Genomic DNA, 25,295 nt, shown 5'->3' on the forward strand with positions numbered 1-25,295 from the left:
AATTCAGCTCATTCTAACGGGTATTTCACATTTATTTGATTCAAACGGCATAGCAATTCTACGAAAAACAGAGAAAAACAAAGAAAAACCTTACTTTATAGAGGGAGTATAAAATTTTTGAACTTAGATAGCTGTCTAACCTTATATCTGACATGCTCGGAGGCCTACAGGATGGAGGTCATATCGGAGTTGCAACAGGAAGTGGCGCCTTCAGCCGATGTCCCCTTTTCCCACTCCTCTCAAGAAACTAAAAGGGTTTCTTGGGAGGATGTGAGTCATAGCGAAGTTGCTACAGGACGTAGCATCGTCCTTAGTCGCTGGTTCTTACTTGCGGTCCGCTTTCGCTTTTCGTTTTTTCTTATTTAATAGACTGCTCTTAAGAAGAAAAATGTATTGATTGCATTGATGCCTTGGATAATGAAGAACACGCCCATTGCGACAACAATACCAATCACGCCGATAATCGGATTTGAAAGCATTACGAATCCGAATACAGTTGTAATGACACCAAAAGTAAGAATCCACACCCAGTTAGATATTTCAGCTTTCTTCACGGCAAAGGCCGCAATAATACGGACAAGCCCGGAAAAGATAACCCAAATTCCGAACATTGCTGTCAGCGTAAGAACGGTCATTCTGCTGTTCAATAGGATAATGACAGCAATTAGTGTTGTCACAATCCCTTCGATTAAAACCCAAGCACTGGTATACGTATAATTGACAATATAATTGACAATTAAGAAAATACCATTAATCATCAACAATACTCCGATAAATGACGTGAAAGTCAGCAATGATATCGCAGGATGAAACAAGAACCAGACACCTAAAAATAACATTGCGACCCCGGAAATCATAACTAACCACGTCCATGTTTTTTTCATCATATTCAGTCCTTCCTATTTTTTATATGTTTTATGCAATAATTGATTGGCGAAAGATCTAGTATGTTTATACCCGTTTATACAGAGGATAAAATAGTAAACTTTTAGACTTGTATGGTTATATATGAATTGGAATAGGGCAAACCTTTACAACATACGTTAGAAAGTAAAAGTTGCTTAAATAAGGTGGGACAACGATGTTAAAAACAAAAATCATCGCTGAAATAGCCAATGCGCACCAAGGTGATGTATATAATCTTAAAGAGTTAATTATTGAAGCGGCAAAAGCGGGCGCTGACGCGGTCAAGTTTCAATGGTATAAATACGATTCTATAGCAACACCGGATTATGAATGGTATGAGGCATATGCAAAGTTATTTATTAATGAGGTCGATTGGGAAGAAATCATTCAAATGACAATGCATGCAAATTTAGAAATATGGATCGATAATTTAGATAACTGGGGATTAGAAATGGCAAGAAAGCATCTTGGAAACATTACCGGCTTTAAAATACCGCGTATGTTAACCCAATCGGAATTCTTCATGAAAGAAATTCTTACATTAAATAAGCCAATTCTATTAGAAGTCGGCGGCTGGTATGATTGGGAAATTGAACAAATACTTCAATATATTCAGAGTCTGACAAATGTGCCTGTTACCTTGTTGTATGGATTTCGAGGTTATCCGACAGATGAAGAAGATATTAATTTGGCTAGATTAATTTATATAAAAGAAAGGTTCAAATGCGAGGTCGGATTAGCCGATCATGAAGAAGCGGGGAGACCATTAGCAATCGACTTGCCTGTTCATGCTTACTTTGCGGGTGCAACAGTTATTGAAAAGCATCTCACACTTAATCGGGCTTTATTGGGCTATGACTATTATTCTTCATTGCAGCCGAGCGAATTTCGGCAAATGGTTGTTAAACTGAGGCAGGCAGAAGTTATAATGGGCAACCGGACTGTAAACGAAGCGCAACGAAACTATTTTAAAGATGCGTTTAATGTTGTCGCAAATCAAGATATTAGAGAAGGAGAAGTCATAACTTTTGAAAAGGTGATGTATAAAAAATCAAGCGACAGCCGTGGTTACAAGCCAGTAGAGTTTGAGAGAGATTTGCCTCTTATTTCAAAGAAAAACTTGACAATGGATCAATGCATTACACCTCAAGATGTAGAGCAACTGAAAGTGTTTAACGAGTTGCATAAAAGATTAGATAGAAATGAAATGGGAAAACTAATCGATCTAATACGTATGAATAATTTGAGGAAGTAGCCTTACATCTGACAAAACAACATGATGTAAGGCTTTTTTTATATGTCTAACCTTACACCTGCCATGCTTAGTCCTCCCGCATTGCTCCTTTTGATTTACGACATACAATAAGAAGGTAATCATCTAAAGATAACTGCAAATTTTGAGTGTAAGCTATACCAAAAGGACCGGTGACGATTTTTCTTTTTGATTACTTTTCATTGTAGAAGGGTAAAAACTAGAAACGGCATAGAGTTTGTCTTTTTACTTTTGGAGGGTGTTGTTATGGGGAGCAACAAAGAAAGATTGTGGCATGCGCAATCGCAAGAAGAGATAATAGAGAAGCTTCAGACAAGTAAGGAGGGGCTTTCAGAAAGCGAGGCGAATAAGAGGTTAGTAGAGTACGGAAAAAATGAACTTAGACAAATAAAGGCGAAATCGATTTGGGCGATGCTCGTTGAACAGCTGACTGACCCGATGATTTTAATATTACTTGCAGCTTGTATTCTATCATTCGTTATGCATGAAATTGTTGAAGGTTCCGTTATCATTTTTATCGTTATTTTAAATGCGGTAATCAGTATCGTCCAGGAGAAGAAGGCGCAAGGATCGCTTGAAGCGCTCCGGAAAATGAATTCACCGACAGCGCGTGTGAAGCGGGAAGGAAAGGAAGAGCTGGTTCCCGCAAGTATGCTTGTACCTGGAGACATTGTGCTTCTGGATGATGGTGCGATGGTACCGGCCGATCTTCGTCTAATTCAAACATCCAATTTGAAAATTCAAGAAGCATCGCTAACCGGAGAATCAGTTCCTGTTGAAAAAGATGCCGGAGAGGTTTGTCTTGAAGATTGTCCGCTAGGCGATCGTATCAATATGGCTTATAGTTCTTCAATTGTTTCCTATGGGCGCAGTGTCGGGGTTGTTGTAGAAACCGGCATGAATACCGAAGTCGGCAATATTGCCAATCTGTTGAAATCTCAAGATGAATTCGATACGCCGTTAAAACGGAAGCTTGCAGCTGTTGGGAAAACGCTCAGCATAGTCGGCATCTTATTATGTGTGATTATTTTTGTGATAGGTTTGTTTTACGGAAAACCGATTTTACCGCTATTTATGACAGCCATTTCACTGGCTGTTGCCGTAATCCCGGAGGGGTTGCCTGCGACAGCGACAATTGTCATGGCGCTTGGCGTTCAGCGTATGGCGAAGCGGAATGCGTTAATCCGCAAATTGCCGGCTGTTGAAACATTAGGTAGTGCTTCCGTCATTTGCTCGGATAAAACTGGAACATTGACGCTTAATAAAATGAATGTTACCCAGCTTGCTGTCGCGGAGGATTTTGAAAAAGGACAAGCTTGCTCTGTTGCAGTAGCAGAGGCGAAAAAGTATAAAGATATTATATACGGAGGCGCGCTTTGTAATGATGCCAGCTTAAATCCGGAAAACCCGGATACTGTCATAGGCGACCCGACAGAAGGGGCCTTTATCTACCTGGCTGATTACTTCGGTGAAAATCAGACTGTACTTAAAGCAAAATATCCACGTCTTTTTGAACAGCCGTTCGACTCGGTTCGGAAAATGATGACGACTGTGCATGATATAGATGGGGAAGTTATCGCTTATGTGAAAGGAGCGGTTGATGAAGTATTGCCATTATGTACAAGCATTGCCACGGCAGAAGGAGAAAGACCAATTACTGAAAACGATATAATCCGCATTAAAAACATTTTCCATGAAATGTCTGAACAGGCACTCCGTGTTCTTGGGTTTGCCAAACGCAGTTTACCGAAAGTACCAGATGGAGATGTCGAAAATGAGCTTACTTTCATTGGTGTCGTCGGTATGATTGACCCGCCTCGAAAAGAAGTTATAGAGGCAATCCGGACATGTAAAACTGCTGGCATTCGTACTGTCATGATAACAGGCGACCATCGTCTGACGGCGCTCGCGATTGCTAGTGAGCTTGGCATTTTTGAAGAAGGCAATATTGTTGTGTCAGGTGATGAACTGAACAAAATGAGCGACGGTGAATTAGACAAAATTGTTGCTAAGGCAACAGTGTTTGCCCGTGTGTCGCCTAATGATAAGCTGCGTATTATTGCATCGTTAAAACGTAATGGTGAAGTGGCTGCGATGACCGGTGATGGCGTCAATGACTCGCCGGCACTAAAGGCTGCAGATATCGGGGTTGCGATGGGCATTACCGGGACAGACGTCGCCAAAGATGCATCAGATATGATTTTGCTTGATGATAATTTTACGACAATTGTGGCGGCAGTCAAAGAAGGTCGCCGTATTTATCGGAATATCCAAAAAGTTATTCAATTCTTGCTTTCGGGAAACTTGGCCGAGCTGCTGACGATTATGATTGCTACAGTTCTGAACTGGGATTCTCCATTTTTAGCGATACATATTTTATGGATCAACCTTGTAACCGATACGCTTCCTGCATTGGCATTAGGTATTGATCCTCCGGGACGAAATATTATGAAGCATCAGCCTGTTCAATCGGGAACATTATTTGAGAAAGGTCTTGTCTACCGTGTAATTGTTCATGGCATGTTCATTACAGTCGCCACTGTGCTCGCTTATCGAATCGGCTACAGTTCCGTGAACCATGCTGCTGGACAAACGATGGCATTTAGTGTATTGGCGTTATCGCAAATATTGCATGCCTTCAATCAACGTTCAAATACGGACTCAATCTTCGCAAAAGGTAATGGTCAAAATATGTATTTATACGGAGCGACTCTTATTACAGCTGCCTTGTTGTTTGTAATTTTATTTATTCCGGTGTTGAGAGAGATCTTTCAATTTGCTGTCTTAAGCGAGACCCAATGGCTATGGGTAATTGCTCTATCATTACTTCCTATTGCCGGGGTAGAAATCTGTAAGTTACTGAAAATCAATGGATAACAAGCAAAGAGCCGCTAAACTTAATGAGATAGCGGCTCTTTGCTTGTGGAGTACCCTTTTAATTGGCAGATGGATTAGTTATAACATTAATTAAATGCTCAATTCTATGGGTGTACGTATGATGCTGCCGGGTTGTTTGCTGACCGATTGCTGCTATTTCCTGCAGAAGTGAAGGAGACTGCATAAAATGATTGATTTTTTTTACACAATCATTCGGACCGGAATATTGCATCTGCGACAGGAGCGGGAAATGTTCAGGCAGTTTAATATTTTGTTCAAACAATTGAAAGCCCCCGCTCGAAAAAATATCGAAAAACCGATTATTAACGCTTTTATTATGAATACGTCGTGCATTTTTATTAAGGTTGAAATTGTATTCTCTATGAGGATTAAGGATGATTTTTGCTTTGTTATAGTAAACATTGACTTCTGAGGGGGCAATCCAGCGATCGATGATGTTAATTTTACGGCTTTTTTTGTGTTTGACAGTCAAAAATTTTCTCCATTTATCTCCGATTAATCTGATTGAATAATTTGTACTGTTGAAAATTTGTTCAACAATTTCCACTCGCCCTGGATACGGATATCCGACAATTAATAAATCATCATCTTTTTTAATATTTAGCGGTTTAAATGTTTCTTCGCTTGTTCCTAACGGTAAGATGTAGACGTTACGGTAGCCGAGAGTACGATAATAATGAGCAGCTCCTTCATCAATAGTAAGAATGTAATTGGCGAACGGCAAAACTTGCAAGCTGCTGTCTGTGTAGAATGGATCTTCGGTCAGCCATATAGCAAGCGGAATGTTGTTGTCTTTAATTGTTTTTATTAAAGAGAAAGGTATTTTATTGGCTATATTCATTAATACGATATCGGGTTTGTGAGCATTAATATTGGTTGTCAGTTCACTTGGGTTCATTATTGGGGAAAAGGCTTGAAAATCAAGCCTATTATTTATTGCAGCTTCCTTAATCCACTCATCAATAAACTGATAAATCCCTTTATAGCCCGATCGAACGTAAAATACCCTCATACCCTATTAAGGAAATTGAATGGATTCAATGCGGGAAGCAAGCAATAAGATGACAGTGCCATCGCCAGGTGTTGCTGTGCCAGCTTCTCTTAGTGTAACAATACCTGTTTTTTCATCAAATGATACGAATTGTGCCGGACCGATTACATCGCCGGAAAATGTGACGATTGTGACTGTCGTACCAGGGGATAAGCCTTCTAAAATTTCTTCAAAACCAAATCTAACTCGATCATGATCTCTTCTAGACATTCTAAATCACTCCTTAAGAAATAATTAACTTTCACAATAAAATATACGTTTGAAGACCGATTTGTATGGTTGAATTGCTCATATCTATCAAAAATGATTTAAACACCTATTTTTCGTTCTTTGGACAAAAAGTTGGAAATAGATATGTCACTTTTTCAACGGTTACATAAACTATTAGAAATAAATAATAGGGGATGATGATTAAATGGGAAAATGTAAAGATTTTATGGATTCACATAATTGGGAGGTTTGCTGCTCATTTCCTTCAGAATTCAAACCTTGCAAAAAGAAAAGACGGAAACGACGCTCACCTGAATTTGGACCAGGTCCAGTAATACCTGAATTCCCTAATGACGGAGCTTTCTTCTTTAGAAATAACAGCGGTGTTATATCAGTATTGAGCAGATTGACACCTGGTACAGCTCTTAGTTCCGTCATTATAGATGGAACAGTGGTGCCGGTAACAAGCTTCGTTTCGTTCAATCGCCAAACGGGTATCGCAACTTTTGAGGGAGCAGATGGTACACTGGTTCTCGCCAATGCGAGACAAATCGATGCCATTACTTTCCCTGCTGCAACAACTGTATAAAAGAAACACATTTTGGCCTTCACTTTTCATACGAAGAGTGGAGGCCAACTTTTTGTGCTGTTAAAAAATTGCTGAAAAAAAGCTTCTATTTATATTGGAATATTAAAAACTAGGATATTGCACTATCACGCATATAAACGATTGGACATAGGATGAAAAGGAATATAAAGGGGAGTGTGAAGATGGCAAAAGTCTCAATAATAATGACAAGCTATAACAAACCTCAATATGTGGGGAATTCCATTAATGCCATTTTGAATCAGACATATAAAAATTTTGAGCTAATAATAATGGATGATAATTCGAATGAGGAAACAATTAAAGCAATTAAACCTTATTTAAATGACGCTAGAGTTAAATTTTTCCGAAGTAATATCCAAACAATGCAGCAAAGAGTAGAAAAGACACGGTATGCAGTGCTGATTAATGAAGCATTGACAAAGTGTACAGGGAAATATATTTCTTATGCGACAGACGATAATTGCTATCGTCCTGATAGGTTAGAGAAAATGGTAAAATTCTTAGAAAAATATAAACGTATTAATATTGTATATTCGGCTTCCACGGTAAGGTATATTAATTTGAAAAATGAAGTGACAAAAACATTAGTCCGAGCGACAAGAGGGATTCTTTCGATAGCACCATGTGTAGTGGATCACTGCTCGATTATGCATAGAAGAACGGTCTTGCCTGTCATAAAAAAGCGTTTTGGTTCCTATTGGGATGAAAACCCGGAATTTTATCGTATTGGTGATGCACGTTTCTTTTGGAGATTGAATCATTTTTGGGATTTTCACCCTATCAATGAGACGTTGGATGATAATTACATGACCGAGTTATCAATACATTATAAACTCGACAAAGAACAAGAAAGTGAATTTGTTCGCTTATTGCCGAAGCAGAGAACGTGCAGGGAATTGCGGGAATATTTAAGGCTGAATAAAGGACGAATGAAAAGAGGGAGGCGATGACGTTGAGTATATATTTGAAAAATTATTGGTCGCTTTACAGTGAATTTATAAACATTTTCAACGGGATTACTTATAAATCAATTCCGATTGCACTTGCGACAAATTTCTACCATCATATTGATGCCAATCTCCGTCAGTCGATGGAAAAAAAAGACTTCTCTCAGCATTTAAAGCATGCAGGCATACATCACCAAGGAGAGATTCAGCCGTTTTTTGAAAAAAAGCTAAATCCAATTAAAAATAAAGTCAGAAACTTAACTAAAGATAAAATTGTTATCAATGCCATTTACGGATACACAAGACTCCCTAACAGCATATATTCTCATGTTTTTGATAAGAAAAATGCAGTAGTTGTTTCGCACTCAGCAAAAGCGGATCACTTTGGCATGCCGAATGTAAATATTGATGCCTATAAAAAGGATACTAAAGTTCCTTCAACCCAATTGACAGAAATGGTAAACGGGGTTCTTAAAAAATATCCGAAGCATCCGGCCTATGGAAATCAACACTTTATAAAGAGTTTATTACAAAACATTCCGTTAATCATTGATGGAATTGAGGCAGTATTTAATTTTTTTCATGCTGTGCGACCGAAAGTTGTTATTATCGGAACATCTGAGGATATTTACAGCAGAGCAATTGCATTGGTCGGACTTATGTGCGGAGTGCCGACAATTTGTCTTCAGCATGGGCTGCTGATGGGGGAAGAAGCTTTTATGCCAGCCTTTACAACTCATTTGGCGGTCTACGGGCAGTATGAGAAAGATTGGTACGTGAAAAGAGGACTGAAGGCAGACCGGATTGCAATTATTGGTCATCCCCGCTACGATGAGCTAACGACTGCGCTAGCCGGTAAAAATCGAATCACTGCAAAACGAAAAATACTGCTGACGACTGGTCCCGGTTTAAATACCGTAAAATTCCAATCGCTTATCTCACAGTTGGCAGCCAATTCCGGTAATCAGATTACGTTAAAGCCGCACCCATGGGAAATCGCTCACAATAAAATCGCACTTTACAATGAGCTTGAAAAAAAATATAAAAATGTGAAACTCAACAATAAGCGCCTTGTGAACACAAACAGTTTAATCAAGGAATCGGATTGTGTCATTTCTTCTCTTTCTACAGTAGCACTAGAAGCGATGCTCCTCAATAAACCGTCCTTTGTTTATTATTTCTTGGATGCTAACAGGGAATATGATTACTTCAATATTCTGGGTAAATATGCAGAAAAAGATCCCAAAAAATTAGTTGAAACAATTGAACTCTATTTCAAAAGTGAGAAGGAAAGAGCGGCTTACAATCAGCTAAGGAAAAATTTTCTTAAACGATCTTATCCAACTGTAAATGCCAGTAATGAACTGTTAAAGTTAGCACAAAAAGTGACCTTTTAATAAATCACCTGGCAGGAAAGGAGGAGAGTATGTGTTTTTTAAAGGAAAAAAAATATTGGTCATCGGCGGAACCGGAACAATCGGACAAAACATCGTCAGACATTTGCTGAAAGAAGAGCCTGAAGTAATTCGCATATTCAGCCGCGATGAGTTTAAGCAGTTTCAATTTCAAAATGAGATGAGCGATTATAGTAACCTTAGATTTTTAATAGGAGATATTCGTGATTACGACCGGGTGTTCAGCGCTATGGAAGATATCGACTATGTTTTCCATACGGCGGCGATGAAGCATGTATCGTTTTGTGAATATAATCCGTTCGAGGCTGTGCAAATCAATATTATCGGCACGTATAACGTCATAAAAGCAGCGCAAAATCAAAATGTGAAAAAAGTTGTCTTTACAAGCACGGATAAAGCGATTTCGCCGACAAATAATTACGGAGCAACGAAATTATCGGCTGAAAGACTGATTACGTCAGCTGAATATTGGAAAGGATCGAAAAAAACGATTTTCTCCAGTGTACGCTTTGGGAATGTTATGGGTTCGCGCGGATCGGTTATTCCCTTATTCGTGAAACAAATAAGAGATGGCAAAAACCTCACTGTGACAGAGCTATCAATGACGCGATTTATGATGACGCTAGAGCAGGCGACAAAATTGACAATCGAAGCGCTGAAAATATCGAAGGGCGGGGAGATTTTCATTTTGAAGATGCCAGTCATTAGGCTGTGCGATTTGGCAGAAGTGGTGCTTGAGGAAACAGTCAAACAATATCAATTGCACTCCTCCAAAACAAAAATCCTCGAAATTGGCCTAAAGCCAGGCGAGAAAAGGTACGAAGAGCTGATGACATTCGATGAATCGTTAACTGCGCTTGAGCTTGAAGAGCTATTTATCATTCCCTCTCCGTATGTTTCTAACATACAATATGAAAACGCAAAAAATGCAGAGCATGGCACATATAGTTCGCAAGGGCAGACTCCGCTTGATAAGGAGCAAGTCAGAGCCATGCTGAAAAGCGAAAATCTCATCTGAGGGAGGAAGCGAAAATGAAAATACTCGTTACAGGCGGTACCGGTTTTATCGGCAGATGGGTTGTCAGAAGGCTATTACAGGACGGACATCAAGTCTGGGTAATTGATAACTTCGCTAATTCAGAGATTAGCAATGTAAAAGAGTTTTTAAATGATAGCGGCCTAATAGACGTGATTGAGATGGACGTAAAAAATAGGAAAGCGCTTCATGATTTATTTGAAAGAGTCCAATTTGATGTTTGCTATCATCTAGCGGCGAGCATCAATGTTCAGGACAGCATCGATGATCCTGAAACAACCTTTTTGAATGATACCGTCGCAACCTTTTATTTGCTTGAGGAGTGCCGAGAAAAGCATGTCAAAATAGTTTTTATGAGCACTTGTATGGTGTATGACCGGGCAAACGATGAGCAGGGCATTAATGAATGTTCGCCGACAAAGCCAGCTTCTCCGTATGCCGGGGCGAAAATCGGCGCGGAAAATCTTGTCTTATCCTATTATTTCGCCTATGATTTGCCGGCCGTAGTTGTACGACCATTTAATACGTACGGACCTTTTCAAAAATCAGGCGGAGAAGGCGGCGTAGTCGCAATCTTTATTCATAATAAGCTTGTCGGCAATCCGATTCAAATTTATGGAGACGGTACGCAGACACGAGATCTCCTTTATGTAGAGGATTGTGCGGATTTTGTTGTCGAAGCGGGTTATAGCGATAAATTGAATGGAGAAATCATCAATGCCGGTACCGGAAAGGATATATCGATTAATGCTTTAGCAGAGCTCGTGTCCAAGAAATCCGTACCGATTCGCCACGTTACGCATATTCATCCACAAAGTGAAATCCAAAAATTGCTGTGCGATTCCAGAAAAGCGAAAGAAGTACTTGGCTGGACTTCGAAAGTTTCCATTGAAGAAGGCATTAAAAGGACCGAACAATGGATTAAAGAAACAAAGCTGCAAGAGGGTGAAATGAATAATGGGTGAGGAGCTTGCGATTAACGGCGGCAAGCCGGTCAGAGAAACATATCTTCCATATGGCCGGCAAGCGATAGATGATGAAGATATTGAGGCGGTCATAAAGGTGCTAAAAAGCGATTATTTAACAACAGGTCCAGTGATTCGGGTGTTTGAGCGCGACATGGCTGAAGCGACTGGAGCAAAGTATGCGGTCGCATTTTCCAATGGGACAGCGGCCTTGCACGCTGCCTGCTACGCTGCCGGCATCACTGAAGGCGATGAAGTCATTACAACCCCGATGACTTTTGCGGCAACTTCCAACAGCGTACTTTATCAGCGCGGCAGGCCAGTTTTTGCAGATATCGATCCGCAGACGTATAATATCGACCCGAAATCAATCAAACAGCTCATAACAGGGAAGACGAAGGCGATTGTTCCGGTACACTTCACCGGACAGCCGGCGGAGATGGACGCGATAATGCAAATCGCGGATGAGCATAAGCTCGTTGTCATTGAGGATGCAGCTCATGCACTTGGTGCTCTGTACAAAAATCGAAAAATCGGTTCAATCGGCGATATGACGATGTTCAGCTTTCATCCAGTCAAACATATTACAACAGGAGAAGGTGGCTTGATAACAACAAATAACCAGGGCTACTATGAGAAACTGCTTCAATTCCGGACGCACGGCATTACGAGAGAGCCGTCTGCGCTCATTGAAAATCAAGGTCCTTGGTATTATGAAATGCAATTTCTCGGATTTAACTACAGAATTACTGATATTCAGGCTGCCCTCGGCGTGACGCAATTACAGAAACTGCATGTCTTTATTGAGCAAAGAAAGCAGCTGGTGCAGTACTATCGAGAACAATTGTCAGACATAGATGAATTAGTGCTGCCGCAAATAATTCCGCACGTGGACTCCAGCTGGCATCTCTTCATTGTTAAATTGAAGCTTGACCGATTATCAGCCGGACGTAAAACGATATTTGAAGCCTTGCAAAAGGAAAACATCGGCGTCAATGTTCATTATCTTCCTGTGCATCTGCACCCGTATTATCAGCAATTAGGCTACGAAAAGGGCAGCTGCCCGATTGCTGAGAGCTGTTATGAACAATTTGTCACGCTGCCGTTATTTCCGTCTATGACCAAGAGTGATGCGGCAGATGTCGTAACGGCTCTCAAGAAAGTTGTTCACTACTACAGAAGTCAGCGGCGGGAGTGAAGAAGATGAAAGTAGTAGCCATTATTCAGGCAAGAATGGGGTCGACTCGATTGCCTGGGAAAGTATTGAAGCAAGTGATGAATAAACCGCTGCTCGATTACCAAATTGAACGTTTAAAGCGGGCGAAAATGCTTGATGATATTGTGATAGCTACAACTGTCATTGAGCGAGATAAGGAGATTGTCCGCTATTGCGAAGAGCGTTCCTTATCGTATTTCAAAGGTTCAGAGCAAGATGTGCTGTCAAGATATTATGAAGCGGCACAAAACGTAAATGCAGATGTGATTGTGCGCATCACATCTGATTGTCCGATTATTGATCCAGCTGTTGTTGATGATGTCATCAGTCACTTTCTGCAAGATCCCTCTTTTGATTATGTATCAAATACGATTGAACGAACGTATCCACGCGGGATGGATACAGAAGTTTTTCCTTTTGCGGTATTAAATCGTGTGCATCAAGAAGCAACAGCCTATCCGGACAGGGAGCATGTGACGTCCTATATCGTACGACATCCGCACAAGTTTCACATTAAGCAAGTAAAACAAGAGACTGATGAGAGCGGCTTTCGCTTAACTGTCGATACGCCGGAGGATTTACAGGTCATTGAACATATTCTTCAACATTTGTATGTACAATCTCCATTTTTTTCGCAGCAAGATGTTATCGCCTTTTTAAAGCAAAGACCGGATGTCGTTCGACTAAATGAGAATATTCAACAAAAGCGCAGTTAGCTAAAGGAGGGGGGAGGGGTTGGTTATTGTCATACGTGCTGATTCGTCTTCGGAAATCGGTATCGGACATATGATGCGCTGTCTTACAATCGCTCAAGAACTGCGCAAAAGAGGGGCGAATATTTCTTTCATTTGTCGCGATTTGCCGGGCCATATCGGTCATTGTGCAACGGAGAAAGGATTTAATGTAGAACTATTGCCAGCTTCACAGTGGAATTGGCAGGAGGATGCCGACAGAACGGTTCGTGTTTTGCAGCGGTTTGGCCGCGTAGATTGTGTCATCGTTGATCATTACGACATCGATTATCAATGGGAAGCGCTTGTGGGGAATTTTACCGGTAAAATCGTTGTCATTGATGATTTAGCCAATCGACTTCATCAGTGTGATGTGCTGGTTGATGCAAATATGTCGGATGAGCCGGAAAGATACGGCCGTTTAGTTCCGGAATTCTGCCGACTGCTGTTGGGAACAAGTTATGCGATGTTGCGTGATGAATTTCGGGAAGAAAAAGTGAAACAAAGAATAAGAACAGGAGAAATCAAGCGCTTACTCGTGTTTTTCGGAGGAAGCGATCCGACGATGGAAACACTGCGTGTTCTGCAAGTTTTGAAAAACAATAAATATGCACATTTATCGATAGACATAATCGTTGGTCATTCTAATACGAAAAGAGAGAGGGTAGCAGAGTTGTGCGAAACACTTCCTAATATGCAATGTTCTATCCAAGTTGAAAATATGGCAGAGCGCATGAGAAAAGCTGATTTATCAATTGGAGCGGGAGGCAGCGCAACATGGGAACGGTGTTACATGGGCTTGCCGGCTATCGTCATAGTAACTGCTGAAAACCAGCTTGCATTGACAGAATTAGTGAGCGAGACCGGCGCTGTTCGTTATTTGGGCACTAGTAGGCATGTAAATGAATGGATGATTGAGCGGACGCTTGATGAGCTGTTAAACAATAGCACATCCGTGCGGGAAATGTCAGAAAAGGCGGAACAGATTATGGGTGAAGACCGATTTTACGAGCTGATTGACCAGATAATGGAGGGGTAAAATGACGTGGGGAAACTATCAATTGCGTGAAGTAAGCAGAGAAGATCTCGATTATTTGTACGAATGGCGAAATGCCGACAATGTCCGTTCATTTATGATGAATGACGATATAATCGCTCTTGATGATCATTACAGCTGGTTTAAGAGCATTGAAGGCGACAACAGAAAAAAGCTGATGATATGTCTTTATGAAGCAAAGCCAATCGGCTCTGTCCAATTCACGATTGATGTGAAAAATCAAACGTGCGAATGGGGTTTTTACATCGGTGATTTATCCAGTCCGCCTGGTTCGGGTAGCATGATGGGGATACTTGCGCTTGACTATGCGTTTCGTCAGTTGGCTGTACGGAAAGTATGCGCGCAAGTGCTTGACTTTAATGTGAAAAGCTTGTCTTATCACCGTAAATTAGGCTTTGAAGAAGAGGGGCTTTTAAAAAGTCAGATTGCTAGAAATGGAAAATTTATCAATGTCATTCTGTTCGGTTTATTGAAAGAGAACTGGGAAAGGGTGGAACCGTTTTTACTCGGGGAGGGAGAAAAACGTGAAAAAGATTAAAATTGCTTCAAAAATGATTGGTCCTGACCACGAGCCGTTTATTATAGCAGAAATGTCCGGCAATCATAATCAGTCGCTCGAGCAAGCGCTAAAGATTGTGAAAGCTGCTGCAGAAGCGGGAGCGCATGCGTTGAAAATCCAAACGTATACACCGGATACGATGACGCTGAATTGTGATCGGGCAGATTTCATCGTGAATGAAAAAAATCAGCTATGGAAGGGCAAAACGCTTTATCAGCTATACGAAGAAGCGTACACACCGTGGGAATGGCATGAGCCAATCTTTGCACTCAGCAAACAATTGGGGATGATTCCATTTAGCACACCATTTGATGAAAGCTCGCTGGAATTTTTGGAAAGTCTTGATGTGCCGTGCTACAAAATTGCGTCATTTGAAAATACGGATATTCCGTTAATAAGAAAAGTGGCGGCCAAGCGTAAACCGATGATCATTTCGACCGGCATGGCGACAGTAGGTGAGCTTGATGAGCTAGTAAAGGTCATTCGTGAAGAAGGCTGTGAAGATATTATCTTGCTGAAATGCACCAGCAGCTATCCGGCAAAGCCGGAAAACTCTAATCTTTATAGTATTCCGCATTTGCAAAAGACATTCAATACGCAAATCGGATTGTCGGACCATACGTTAGGAATTGGAGTAGCAGTCGCAAGTGTCGCATTGGGGGCAACTGTCATTGAAAAGCATTTTACGCTTGACCGGTCACAAGGCGGAGTTGATGCTGCCTTTTCTTTAGAACCGCATGAATTTTCAGGGTTAGTCAAGGAAACGAAAAATGCTTGGCAAGCGCTCGGCACTATTTTTATCGGACCGACGAAAGCCGAAAAGAAATCATTGCAGTTCAGACGATCAATATATGTATCAAAGGACCTTCAAGTAGGACAGGAACTGTCAGCAGACAATATTCGCATTATCCGGCCGGGCTATGGCCTGGAACCCAAATATTACGATTTGCTGATTGGACGTAAAATTCGTAAAGCAATGAAGATGGGGACCCCTCTGACTTGGGATGATTTATTATGAGCCATCCTTGCAATACGCATATAAAAAAGGGGCGTGAATAAAGTGAAAGGAGTTATTTTAGCAGGAGGAACGGGCACAAGACTAAGACCGTTCACAAAAATTGTCAACAAACATTTGCTCCCGGTCGGACCGTATCCGATGGTGCAATGGCCAATTAAAAAGCTGAAAGAAGCGGGTATTACGGAAATATTAATAATTACGAATGAAGAATCTCTTGGGCATTATAAAGCGATTTTCGGAACTGGAAATGAGCAAAAAATCGAGCTGAGCTATGCAATTCAACCTTATGCGGGAGGAATTTCGCACGGCTTGACATACGCAAAAGACTTTGTAAAAGACGAACGTTTTGTAATGCTTTTAGGCGACAATATTTTTGAAGATTCACTTGTGCCTTATTTGCAGCGGTATAAACAAGAAGAAGGCGCAAAAGTATTGCTTAAAGTAGTGGCCAATCCGGAGAGATACGGTGTCGCTAAAGTTGATGATAATCGGAAAAGGATTACATCGATCATCGAAAAACCGAAATCATTCGTCTCCAACTATTGTGTGACAGGTATTTATATGTATGACCCATCAGTCTTTGAATATATTGACTTACTAACAGCTTCCGAACGTGATGAACTGGAAATTACTGATTTAAACAATTTGTATATAAAAGACGGGAATTTATCCTATGATGTACTGAGCGGCTGGTGGATTGATGCGGGGACGCACGAATCGCTCTTTGAAGCAAATCGTCTCGTTTATCAGCAAATATGGGAGAAGGAAATAATATGAAGATCATCATTACAGGAGCTGAAGGACAACTGGGTAAGGAAATCGTTGCGCTTCTTTCAAAGAATGATAATGATGTGTTTCCATATGCTAAGAAAGAACTGGATATTACAAAACGTGACGAAATAGAGCGCATATGTGCGTGTATTAAGCCGGATTTAATTATTAATTGCGCAGCACTAACCAAAGTGGATGACTGTGAAACTGAAGTGGAGAAAGCATATTTAGTGAATGGGTTAGGTCCGTATTACCTTGGGAAAGCAGCGAATGTTCACAAGGCGAAGCTAGTGCATATCAGCACAGATTATGTGTTTTCCGGCGATCAAAGTTTCCCGTATAACGAGTCTGACCGCACCAATCCGCAAACAATCTACGGAAAAAGCAAGCTCATGGGTGAAGAACTGCTTTTAAAAGTATGCAACAATGTTCTGATTGTCAGAACATCATGGTTATATGGCCATGACACGAATAATTTTGTCCGCACAATGATGGAGCTCTCGAATAAAAAAGCATCAATTTCCGTTGTAAATGACCAGTTCGGCAGTCCTTCCTATACACTTGATATTGCACAAACAATCTGTGCCATTATGGAAGAAAAGACTGGCATTTATCATATTACGAACTCCGGTGAATGCAGCTGGTACGATTTTGCGAAAGAAATCATGAAATTAACAGGCAAATCGACTGTAATTGTGCCCATCTCAACCGGTCAATACCAATTCAAAACACCGAGGCCGCATTATTCGGTTCTCGCTCATAGAAAATTAGAAGAAGACGGCATCAAAATGCGGGATTGGCAGTCAGCTTTGTCGTACTTTATTAGTAAAGAATACAGTCGTCATGAAGAGTCAACGAGGGAAAAATAGGTGAATATCCTGCTTTATATGCATACTTTTACAGAAGTGATAAAGGTGTCCAAGCAATTTCTTTTATATTTAATATACTGTATTGCTCCCTGTAACAAGGGGATACAGAAAGGAGTGAATTGGACATGGGGAAATATTATGAAAGCAGCAACTATCATTCTGGCTATAGTCACAAACATAGTAACTGTCAAAATCACGATCATTCCAGCGGTGATAGAGTAAAAGATATTTTATTCAGCTTGACGCCCGGAACTCCACTTAGTTCTGTAGTAATTAACGGAGTAAGCACCGCAGTAGCCTCTTTTGTGACAGTCAATGGTAAAACCGCTTACTTTGTTTCTGCCGCAGGTAATCTACTTGCTGTAGATGTAAAAGATGTCTCCTCCATTGAGTTTTCCAGCTAATGCATTGATGGGATTTAGGTAACATTGAAATGGGCCGACTAGAGAGAAAAAACGGTACGGTAATTAGATAAAAAAGCTTACCTTAATAATTCTCACGCTGTTGATACGCTTAGAAAACGAACAAGATGCTGCTGAGATGGCGGCATCTTCTCATTTTTTATATGACGCTTCTACTATTAGACCGAAATTGAGATAAGTTTTTAATAGAATACATAAGGGATTAATATTCTTCCTTTTATGTCTGACAGCAGTGTTATACTCTTCTGAATCGGTGAACAGAGGGGAAAAGGTAGAATATCAAAGGGGAGTCTGTAATTCATAGAAGCCGGTAGAACTTGTTCAGCCGGCTTCTGGTTAATTTCGCAATACAAGGTAATCCCCTGATTTCATCTGTACAACATCTGCTTTCATTGCTTTGGCGATATCGACTGTCATAGATTCAGCTTCCTGATGATTTCTCGCTAAAAGAGATAATGCTTGTCCGGCAAGAACACGCTCTTTATCAGTCGTAATGAATGCCAAAATTTCATAATTTGGTTTTGTTGTCGATTCATGTCCCACATCAATCTCTCCTCTTAATGTTCGTTTGCATAACCGCTTGGCTTTTCTTAACACTTTCAAGCAATGGCGTATTTTTGACAGTTTCAATCATTTTATCGATATCATTAATAATTGGTACGAGTGTGATGATAATCCGTCCTTGTTCGTAATCTTTTCTTGTGAAATGATATCGCTTCACTCCGACTGATCTTGTCGATTCAAATAGCATCGCCTGTCTTTGTCCAAAGTTATCTAACGTAATCCGGAAGTGCGCTTCTTTCGGATGGACGACCACCGCCATGCCTTCATTTTTAAACAAATTACGCGCATTCTCTGTGCCAAGCTGGTTTGACACAAAAATACCATCAACATAAAGCTCAGAACCTTTTATCTCAATTGATCCTTCTGTAACGTCGGCAATATCACCGACAGTTTTTCCTTTTGAGAACCTCTTTAACAAAAATAGAACGGAGAAGCCGACAATCAAGCCGCTTATAATATTAATCCACATGAGGTGAGAATGAATCAATTGCATAGAAAGCGCTGTTGCAAGTGAGACAATGAGCGAAATATAATTCCTGGCTTCAAAGGTTTTCGCGATTCCATCAATATATGCATCCCCGCGAGCGGCGGATTCAGTATTTTCAAGGTCTTTTAAACTTTCACGTTCTGTTTTTCGGACATCCCGAAACTGCTGAAAAGCAATCGTCAAAAAAGTGACAGCGACAAAGTTTTTGGTGAGGATGGCGGGAATAGCGACAGCTCCAAGAGCCGCGGCAGCAAAACCAGCAACGATATTAATTAAGTAACCGTTCGGATAGCTTGGATATTGACGATAATCTTCCCTCAAAGTAATAATGCGCGAAATGGTACCGACAATAATCGCTGTCACAATGATAACAATATGCTCAGTTGCAATAACACCGTTCAATATTCTCACTCCTTCAGAAAACAGTATTTCCTGTTTACTGAACGGATAGACTTGCAGTAGACATTTTAATCGAATTTGAATAAACAATATAAGGGTGGTAATTTTAGAAATTTTGTATAATAAGAAAGAAGCCTGTTATAAAAAAGGGGATAAAATTATGAATAAAGAATTGGATAAAGAAAACTTAGAAAATGAACTTGAGAAAACAAAAAAGTATTATTCTGATGATAAATTTTGGACTAAGTTAAAAAAACTCGGCAAAAAAGCCGGTGTCAACGTCGTATATACAGTATTGCTTCTCTATTTTACACTTCAAAAACCAAACATCCCGGCGAAAGCAAAAGCAACTATTATAGGAGCATTAGGCTATTTTATATTACCGATTGATTTAATTCCGGATTTAGCTGCCGGCCTCGGCTATACAGATGATCTGGGTGTATTAGGATTGGCTTTATTGCAAATAGCGTTCTACATTGATGATGAAGTGAAAGCGAAAGCGAAAAGCAAATTGAGTGATTGGTTTGGGGAGGATGTAGATACGGCAGAAGTGGACGGGAAGATTTGAGGATCATAAAGTCAATAATCAATTAGAGCAACCGTTTGTGTGTTGCTCTTTTTTTGTTAGGCTCTTTTATCCTTTGTTGTTATTTTCCGCAATTATTGTTCGTTGACTGGAACGAAGGGCGACGACTCCTGTGGGGGAAGCGTGCAGGCCGATACACCGCATGAGTGTTAGCGACGAGGAGGATTGGCGCATGCCCCACGGAAAGCGTCCGCCCGCAGTGGAAATCAAAAGTATAATATAGATTAGTCACACTAAATGTATAATTTTGGATGTAATGAGTCATAAGAGAAAGGGTACATAACTAGTAGAATTATATGATGGCGGGAGATGAACAACATGACTTGCTTAACAAAAATTGAATGGGAAGATATTTATGATTCCTTAAAGGAAACTCTATCTTTTATCGGATGGGATAATAACATGAAATATTTATGGGTTAAGAAGGCATGGAGCGGCATTGAAAAAATCGGGTTGACAACGTATTCAAATGATATTGAAAAGCATATTGTTTACATTCGTCTATATACGATTCTAGATTTTTATTGTGAATTCATATCAATTGCTATGGAGAGAGAATTTTCAATAGATAAAGACGAGTGGGTAGTACAGTTTCAGATAAATCCGTTTCGAATGGGTCAATTAGTCGGTCAATCATTTGAGATGGAAGAGGAGGAAGAAGACTTGTTATTGGCTAATGCTTTAGATGACTTATCTTCCCAATATAAGAGTGAAATTTTAGATGCCTTAATAAAAGGGTTTGGCAGTTTGTCTTCATTGTTTTGCGGGCTTTGGCTGACTCATGAGATTTTAATAGAGAATAATTTAAATGCCGATGAGGAACCAATGGAAGAATCAGATTTAAATATTGAAAGATACGAACGATTAATTAAAAAAAGTATGGAGTTAATTTTGAATAGTGATTTTAATACAAGCAAGATAAGAGCATATGAATGGCTAAAAGAATAATCCAGTAAGCAAATCTGAAAGGGAGTGCGAGTGCGGTAATGAAGGGGAGATATATCGAAAATACATATCATTCAAGTTTAGGAGACATCCATTATTATGAAGTGAAAAATGATCTGTAGCCGCTCGTGATGATCCATGCCCAAAGTGTCTGCGGGTTAAGTTATGATAATGTGTTTCGGGAGGTGTCCAAGAAATATCATGTGTATGCTGTCGACTGCTTTGGTCACGGTTATAGCAGTCACGACAGGAAACTATATAATATTCAGACGATAGGGAGTGCGCTCATTTAATTTATCGAGAACATTGTCGGCAATAAAGTATATGTGACAGGACACTCATCCGGAGGATTAATCGCCGCTTATATTGCAGCGTATTCAGATTTGTGTGAGCGCCACTTTTAGAAGATCCACCTCTATTTTCATGCCAAGGGGAGCGAAGATTTAAAACGTATAACTATTTGGATTTATCGACCGTTTGCCATAAATATATCACCGGGAAATCAGAGGAAGATTTTGTTACTTATTATTTTGAAAACCAAAAAATGTGGGAGTTCTTCCCTGACAAATCGAGAGAGAAACTGAAAAGCAAAATGGTAGCGATGGCACAGAAAAACCGTAAAAAGCATCCTGAGCGCGATTTGAAGATTCCTTTCTGGCCGAAGAACGCTTTAAGCGCATATAAAGGGATGAATCATTATGATCCGTATTTTGGTGAGGCATTTTATGATGATATATTTCATGCGGGAATCTCCCATGAAGATATGCTGAAAAAGATACATTGCAAAACAATTCTTATGAAAGCCGAAACTAATTACAGTGATGAAGGTGTCTTATTAGCTGCGATGAGTGATGAAGATGCGCAAAGGGCCAATCAATTGATGGAGAAGAGTGAGATAGTCAGATTTGATTGCGGGCATGGTATCCATATCGAGAAGAAAAAAGAGTTTCTGCATTGTTTCAATATTGATTAATAGCTTTTCATTAAAAAAACCCTATCGATTAGACAGGGTTATATATTTTTTTTCATTCCACAATTTACACATTCACGAATATAAACATAGTTTTTTGCTGAACTTTTGAACTTAGCATTGCCGCAATTATCGCAACGTCCGGAACGAATGTCCGGTTGATCTTTGTATTCGTATAGGATAGTAGTATCAAACGTGCCGTAATAGTCTTCCGGTTTCTTGTGTTCGTTTGCTGTATTAATTACTTGGTTTTGGATGTCGTTTGACATGGGATCACCTTCATTTAAATGATTATTCATATATTGTAGCATATTTTGTGGTATTTCAATGATAAAAGAAACGGTCACTCCTGAATTGTCAGTTTAACAGCAATCCAGGTCTAATGTCTAAATTTTATATATAAGATATAGTAAAGATGAAAAAATTGGGGGACAACACTGTGACAAAATATCATGTTATAAGTGCAAAACGTATGGGACGGAACAATGGGGACAGAACATATGAATATTTTTTCTTTCCGATTGATAAATACGATAAAGAAGAGGTAATTGCTCAATTTCGCCCTATTCAGAAAGAAACCTTGAAGAATAATAACAGATGGTACCCATATACTGCATACGAGTATGATGGTGAAACATTTTATTCCATTCAATACAGTGGAATTGCGGATGAAAGTGAAATTTGAATTTGAATAGGTAAAAGCCGGTGGAGTTAAAATTTCCACTGGCTTTTATTGTTATTTCAATACTGCCATATATCATCAAATAATTAATCAGAACATTACTCTTTTTCAATAGATGCGAACATACTTTGTCCAAGGCTAAACAAGATAGAAGCAAAAACTGTTGTGAAAAATCCTTCAATGTGAAATCCTGACACAAATTTAGAGGCGAGATAAAAAACAAAGGCATTGATCAAAAAGGAGAACAATCCTAATGTTAACAGCGTGATAGGAAGACTAATTAAATGCAGAATCGGTTTCACAAGTATGTTTAAAATGCTAAGGATGATAATGAAGAGTAATGCTGTTCCATACCCCTCTATCTCCATTCCATCAAACAGCCAATCAATTCCGAGCAATAAAAAACCATTAACAAAAAAACGCAATAAAAATCCCATGTTAAAAAACTCCTTCTGGCAAACTTTCTTAATTAAGCGTAGCAGTATTGTTATAGTATATGCAAGTTTTGATTGCCGGAACGGATAAAGCATAGTAATAGTCCACTTACTTATATTGAAAGGACCCTTTTTTCTCGAAGTATACATACTTGACAGCAAGCATGTATTTTTTTATAGTGTGTATATATAATATATACAGTATATACTGTATGAACAGAGGTGCTGTATGGACATTATTATCAGTAATGCAAGTGAGAAGCCAATTTACGAGCAAATATCTTCGCAAATAAAGGCACTCATCATGAATGGGACATTGAAAGAAGGTGAGATGTTGCCTTCTATTCGTGTTATTGCCAAGGAGCTGAAGGTGAGTGTCATTACGACGAAGCGCGCATATGCCGATCTTGAGAAGGACGGCTTTATTGAAGTTGTACAAGGGCGAGGAAGCTTTGTTAGTAGCAGAAATTTAGACTTTATTCGTGAGGAACAGTTAAAACAGGCAGAAAATCATTTAACGCAAGCAGCCACAATTGCACAATCGAGTAACATTTCATTAGAGGAGCTTATAGAAATGTTAACGATTATATATGAGGGAGATTTATAATGGAATATTTATTAGAAGTTCGAGGCTTATGTAAAGACTATAATACATTTTCACTTAAAAATATCGATATCCAAGTTCCAAAAGGGAGTATCGTTGGCTTTATCGGAGAAAATGGGGCCGGCAAAACGACTACGATTAAAGCAATTATCGGGGCTATTCATCGTGAGCAAGGAGATATTCAAATTTTGGGGCAACCGGTTGATCATCAATTTGAAAAGATAAAGCAAAATATCGCCGTTGTGATGGAAGGATGTTTCTTTTATGAAGATTTCACTGCACATCAGATCGAAAAGGTGTTAAAAGGTTTTTATCATAAATGGAATAGTGAAAAGTTTGCCCATTATTTACAAAAATTTAAATTGCCTCGTGATAAAAAGATTAAAGAGTTTTCTAAAGGGATGCGTATGAAATTGTCTCTTTCGATTGGGTTATCGTATGATGCGAAGCTTTTGATATTAGATGAGCCTACAAGTGGTTTAGATCCAATTGTTCGAAATGAAATATTAGATGAATTTCTAACGTTTATTCAAGATGAGGAGCGTGGGATTTTATTATCATCGCATATTACGTCAGATCTGGAGAAAATAGCAGATTATATCACGTTCATTCACGAAGGAGAAATTGTATTTACCGAAATGAAGGACGATTTAATCTATAATTATGCGGTATTAAAATGTGGAGCAAGTGAATTTGAACGTTTAGATGTAGCGGATTTTATCGGCTATCGAAAAGGCGAGTTTCAAGTTGAGGCTTTAGTGAAGGACAAGGTAGAAATTCGCCAAAAGTATCCCGATTTCGTAATGGACCCCGTTACGATTGACGATATTATGTTATTTTATGTGAAAGGGAATCGACAATGAAAAGTTTAATATTAAAGGATTTATTGGCTTTTCAAAGCTATGTAAAAACATTACTGTTATTTGTTCTGTTTTTCACAATCATTACATTTTCAATGGATGATGCGAGTTTCTTATCAGGCATGATTATTTTATGGATGGCGATGCTTCCGATATCATCATTTTCATACGACCAGCATGCGAAATGGGATTTGTTTGCTCAAACACTGCCTGTAACACGTAAACAAATTGTTAAAGCGAAATATGTAATTGGGCTATTGTTTGTCAGCTTTGCAACCGTATTAGCAATCATTTTAAATATGATCGTCTCGAGCATGAAATCTTTACCAATTGAGTGGAATGTTTTAATCGAGTCGAATGTAATGATTGGCATAGTTGCTCTAGTATTTTTATCCATACTATTCCCGCTTATTTATAAGTTTGGTGTTGAAAAAAGCCGTATGCTCATTATCGTTGTAGTTGCAATTCCTTCAGTAATATTTATTTATTTTTCGAATAACAATTTGGATCTGCTAAACAACGTCACGCCACAAATATTATTAGCCGGAGAAGTAGTTGTCGCGATTATTGTGATGGGAATCTCATATATTACTTCGCTTAAGATTTATACGGCAAAAGATTTTTAATTGTAGTTTGGTAGTGGGGGGGTTTATAGAATAGGTAAAAATAAACAGCAGCATGGTAATATTCGCATGCTGCTCTTTTTAAGTGCGCCCGGCATGGGTGCAATCTATAGGGTGAAAGTCCCGAGCTGTGAAGGCAGAAGTAACAGTTAGCTTAACGCAAGGGTGTCCGTGGTGACGCGGAATC

29 protein-coding genes are annotated in these 25,295 nt (G+C 39.5%); 22 read left to right on the forward strand and 7 right to left on the reverse strand.

Annotation, left to right across the window (positions count from 1 at the left end):
- Window positions 1-362 precede the first annotated feature (362 nt).
- Entirely contained in the window at window positions 363-887 is a 525-nt protein-coding gene (locus tag IEO70_RS15005) for an HdeD family acid-resistance protein (protein WP_190999193.1), read from the reverse strand.
- A gap of 194 nt (window positions 888-1,081) precedes the next feature.
- Here IEO70_RS15005 and IEO70_RS15010 point away from each other — a divergent pair, with 194 nt between their 5' ends.
- Both IEO70_RS15010 and IEO70_RS15015 read left to right on the forward strand, forming a co-directional pair.
- Window positions 1,082-2,161 (forward strand): N-acetylneuraminate synthase family protein, encoded by a 1,080-nt coding sequence (locus tag IEO70_RS15010; RefSeq protein ID WP_190999194.1) that lies wholly within the window; start codon window positions 1,082-1,084, stop codon window positions 2,159-2,161.
- A 264-nt stretch (window positions 2,162-2,425) separates the two neighbouring features.
- Entirely contained in the window at window positions 2,426-5,056 is a 2,631-nt protein-coding gene (locus tag IEO70_RS15015; protein ID WP_190999195.1) for a calcium-translocating P-type ATPase, PMCA-type, read from the forward strand.
- Between the two features lie 58 nt (window positions 5,057-5,114).
- Here IEO70_RS15015 and IEO70_RS15020 read toward each other — a convergent pair whose 3' ends face one another.
- Both IEO70_RS15020 and IEO70_RS15025 read right to left on the reverse strand, forming a co-directional pair.
- The gene (locus IEO70_RS15020) at window positions 5,115-6,089 is read right to left on the reverse strand and encodes a CgeB family protein (protein WP_190999196.1); all 975 of its coding nucleotides are present in this window, start codon (window positions 6,087-6,089) and stop codon (window positions 5,115-5,117) included.
- A 6-nt stretch (window positions 6,090-6,095) separates the two neighbouring features.
- Complete coding sequence (locus IEO70_RS15025; RefSeq protein ID WP_190999197.1) at window positions 6,096-6,338, reverse strand: hypothetical protein; 243 nt, start codon at window positions 6,336-6,338, stop codon at window positions 6,096-6,098.
- Between the two features lie 205 nt (window positions 6,339-6,543).
- Here IEO70_RS15025 and IEO70_RS15030 point away from each other — a divergent pair, with 205 nt between their 5' ends.
- The 13 genes from IEO70_RS15030 (at window position 6,544) to IEO70_RS15090 (ending at window position 17,936) form a co-directional block, all read left to right on the forward strand.
- Window positions 6,544-6,927, forward strand: a complete 384-nt coding sequence (locus tag IEO70_RS15030; protein ID WP_190999198.1) for a hypothetical protein — start codon at window positions 6,544-6,546, stop codon at window positions 6,925-6,927.
- Window positions 6,928-7,109: 182 nt separating this feature from the next.
- On the forward strand, window positions 7,110-7,898 hold the full coding sequence (locus IEO70_RS15035) for a glycosyltransferase family 2 protein (RefSeq protein WP_190999199.1): 789 nt from the start codon (window positions 7,110-7,112) through the stop codon (window positions 7,896-7,898).
- A gap of 2 nt (window positions 7,899-7,900) precedes the next feature.
- Window positions 7,901-9,292, forward strand: a complete 1,392-nt coding sequence (locus tag IEO70_RS15040; RefSeq protein WP_190999200.1) for a glycosyltransferase family protein — start codon at window positions 7,901-7,903, stop codon at window positions 9,290-9,292.
- Between the two features lie 31 nt (window positions 9,293-9,323).
- Window positions 9,324-10,328 (forward strand): SDR family NAD(P)-dependent oxidoreductase, encoded by a 1,005-nt coding sequence (locus tag IEO70_RS15045; protein WP_190999201.1) that lies wholly within the window; start codon window positions 9,324-9,326, stop codon window positions 10,326-10,328.
- A 14-nt stretch (window positions 10,329-10,342) separates the two neighbouring features.
- On the forward strand, window positions 10,343-11,311 hold the full coding sequence (locus tag IEO70_RS15050; protein ID WP_190999202.1) for an NAD-dependent epimerase/dehydratase family protein: 969 nt from the start codon (window positions 10,343-10,345) through the stop codon (window positions 11,309-11,311).
- Window positions 11,301-12,509, forward strand: a complete 1,209-nt coding sequence (pseC, locus tag IEO70_RS15055; protein ID WP_190999217.1) for a UDP-4-amino-4,6-dideoxy-N-acetyl-beta-L-altrosamine transaminase — start codon at window positions 11,301-11,303, stop codon at window positions 12,507-12,509. Before IEO70_RS15050 ends, pseC begins: the two co-directional genes overlap by 11 nt.
- 5 nt (window positions 12,510-12,514) lie before the next feature.
- Window positions 12,515-13,243, forward strand: coding sequence for a cytidylyltransferase domain-containing protein (locus tag IEO70_RS15060; protein WP_190999203.1), 729 nt, complete (start codon window positions 12,515-12,517; stop codon window positions 13,241-13,243).
- A 19-nt stretch (window positions 13,244-13,262) separates the two neighbouring features.
- On the forward strand, window positions 13,263-14,297 hold the full coding sequence (gene pseG / locus IEO70_RS15065) for a UDP-2,4-diacetamido-2,4,6-trideoxy-beta-L-altropyranose hydrolase (RefSeq protein WP_190999204.1): 1,035 nt from the start codon (window positions 13,263-13,265) through the stop codon (window positions 14,295-14,297).
- 1 nt (window position 14,298) lies between these two features.
- Entirely contained in the window at window positions 14,299-14,853 is a 555-nt protein-coding gene (pseH, locus tag IEO70_RS15070) for a UDP-4-amino-4,6-dideoxy-N-acetyl-beta-L-altrosamine N-acetyltransferase (RefSeq protein ID WP_190999205.1), read from the forward strand.
- Window positions 14,840-15,892 (forward strand): pseudaminic acid synthase, encoded by a 1,053-nt coding sequence (pseI, locus tag IEO70_RS15075; protein WP_328820940.1) that lies wholly within the window; start codon window positions 14,840-14,842, stop codon window positions 15,890-15,892. The genes pseH and pseI overlap by 14 nt, the downstream gene beginning before the upstream one ends.
- 42 nt (window positions 15,893-15,934) lie before the next feature.
- Window positions 15,935-16,669, forward strand: a complete 735-nt coding sequence (locus tag IEO70_RS15080) for a sugar phosphate nucleotidyltransferase (protein ID WP_190999206.1) — start codon at window positions 15,935-15,937, stop codon at window positions 16,667-16,669.
- Complete coding sequence (gene rfbD, locus IEO70_RS15085; protein ID WP_190999207.1) at window positions 16,666-17,532, forward strand: dTDP-4-dehydrorhamnose reductase; 867 nt, start codon at window positions 16,666-16,668, stop codon at window positions 17,530-17,532. Before IEO70_RS15080 ends, rfbD begins: the two co-directional genes overlap by 4 nt.
- Before the next feature lie 125 nt (window positions 17,533-17,657).
- Complete coding sequence (locus IEO70_RS15090) at window positions 17,658-17,936, forward strand: hypothetical protein (RefSeq protein ID WP_190999208.1); 279 nt, start codon at window positions 17,658-17,660, stop codon at window positions 17,934-17,936.
- Between the two features lie 354 nt (window positions 17,937-18,290).
- Here IEO70_RS15090 and IEO70_RS15095 read toward each other — a convergent pair whose 3' ends face one another.
- Entirely contained in the window at window positions 18,291-18,497 is a 207-nt protein-coding gene (locus IEO70_RS15095; RefSeq protein ID WP_190999209.1) for a capping complex subunit for YIEGIA, read from the reverse strand.
- Between the two features lies 1 nt (window position 18,498).
- Window positions 18,499-19,416: a YIEGIA domain-containing protein gene (locus tag IEO70_RS15100; protein WP_328820941.1), complete on the reverse strand. Its 918-nt coding sequence runs from the start codon at window positions 19,414-19,416 to the stop codon at window positions 18,499-18,501.
- 148 nt (window positions 19,417-19,564) lie between these two features.
- On the opposite strand from IEO70_RS15100, the gene IEO70_RS15105 reads away from it, so the two are divergent.
- From IEO70_RS15105 to IEO70_RS19880, 3 genes are all read left to right on the forward strand, one after another.
- The gene (locus tag IEO70_RS15105; RefSeq protein ID WP_190999210.1) at window positions 19,565-19,972 is read left to right on the forward strand and encodes a YkvA family protein; all 408 of its coding nucleotides are present in this window, start codon (window positions 19,565-19,567) and stop codon (window positions 19,970-19,972) included.
- A gap of 336 nt (window positions 19,973-20,308) precedes the next feature.
- On the forward strand, window positions 20,309-20,938 hold the full coding sequence (locus IEO70_RS15110) for a hypothetical protein (RefSeq protein WP_190999211.1): 630 nt from the start codon (window positions 20,309-20,311) through the stop codon (window positions 20,936-20,938).
- A gap of 457 nt (window positions 20,939-21,395) precedes the next feature.
- A complete protein-coding gene (locus tag IEO70_RS19880; protein WP_206711613.1) occupies window positions 21,396-21,908 on the forward strand; it encodes a hypothetical protein in 513 nt (170 codons plus the stop codon).
- Between the two features lie 38 nt (window positions 21,909-21,946).
- On the opposite strand, the gene IEO70_RS15120 is transcribed toward IEO70_RS19880, so the two are convergent.
- On the reverse strand, window positions 21,947-22,174 hold the full coding sequence (locus IEO70_RS15120) for a hypothetical protein (protein ID WP_190999220.1): 228 nt from the start codon (window positions 22,172-22,174) through the stop codon (window positions 21,947-21,949).
- Window positions 22,175-22,344: 170 nt separating this feature from the next.
- On the opposite strand from IEO70_RS15120, the gene IEO70_RS15125 reads away from it, so the two are divergent.
- The gene (locus IEO70_RS15125; protein ID WP_190999212.1) at window positions 22,345-22,590 is read left to right on the forward strand and encodes a hypothetical protein; all 246 of its coding nucleotides are present in this window, start codon (window positions 22,345-22,347) and stop codon (window positions 22,588-22,590) included.
- 95 nt (window positions 22,591-22,685) lie between these two features.
- Here the strand turns inward: IEO70_RS15125 and IEO70_RS15130 are convergent, their stop codons facing one another.
- Window positions 22,686-23,024, reverse strand: a complete 339-nt coding sequence (locus tag IEO70_RS15130) for a phage holin family protein (protein WP_190999213.1) — start codon at window positions 23,022-23,024, stop codon at window positions 22,686-22,688.
- Window positions 23,025-23,250: 226 nt separating this feature from the next.
- Here IEO70_RS15130 and IEO70_RS15135 point away from each other — a divergent pair, with 226 nt between their 5' ends.
- Genes IEO70_RS15135 through IEO70_RS15145 form a run of 3 tightly spaced genes read left to right on the forward strand, consistent with a single transcriptional unit; the run spans window position 23,251 to window position 25,111 of the window.
- Window positions 23,251-23,628: a GntR family transcriptional regulator gene (locus IEO70_RS15135; RefSeq protein ID WP_190999214.1), complete on the forward strand. Its 378-nt coding sequence runs from the start codon at window positions 23,251-23,253 to the stop codon at window positions 23,626-23,628.
- A complete protein-coding gene (locus IEO70_RS15140; RefSeq protein ID WP_190999215.1) occupies window positions 23,628-24,488 on the forward strand; it encodes an ABC transporter ATP-binding protein in 861 nt (286 codons plus the stop codon). The genes IEO70_RS15135 and IEO70_RS15140 overlap by 1 nt, the downstream gene beginning before the upstream one ends.
- Complete coding sequence (locus IEO70_RS15145) at window positions 24,485-25,111, forward strand: ABC-2 transporter permease (protein ID WP_190999216.1); 627 nt, start codon at window positions 24,485-24,487, stop codon at window positions 25,109-25,111. The genes IEO70_RS15140 and IEO70_RS15145 overlap by 4 nt, the downstream gene beginning before the upstream one ends.
- Window positions 25,112-25,295: the final 184 nt, after the last annotated feature.

The sequence above is a fragment of the Peribacillus faecalis genome (assembly GCF_014712675.1).
In the GTDB taxonomy this organism is placed as follows: Bacteria; Bacillota; Bacilli; order Bacillales; family DSM-1321; genus Bacillus_AD; species Bacillus_AD faecalis.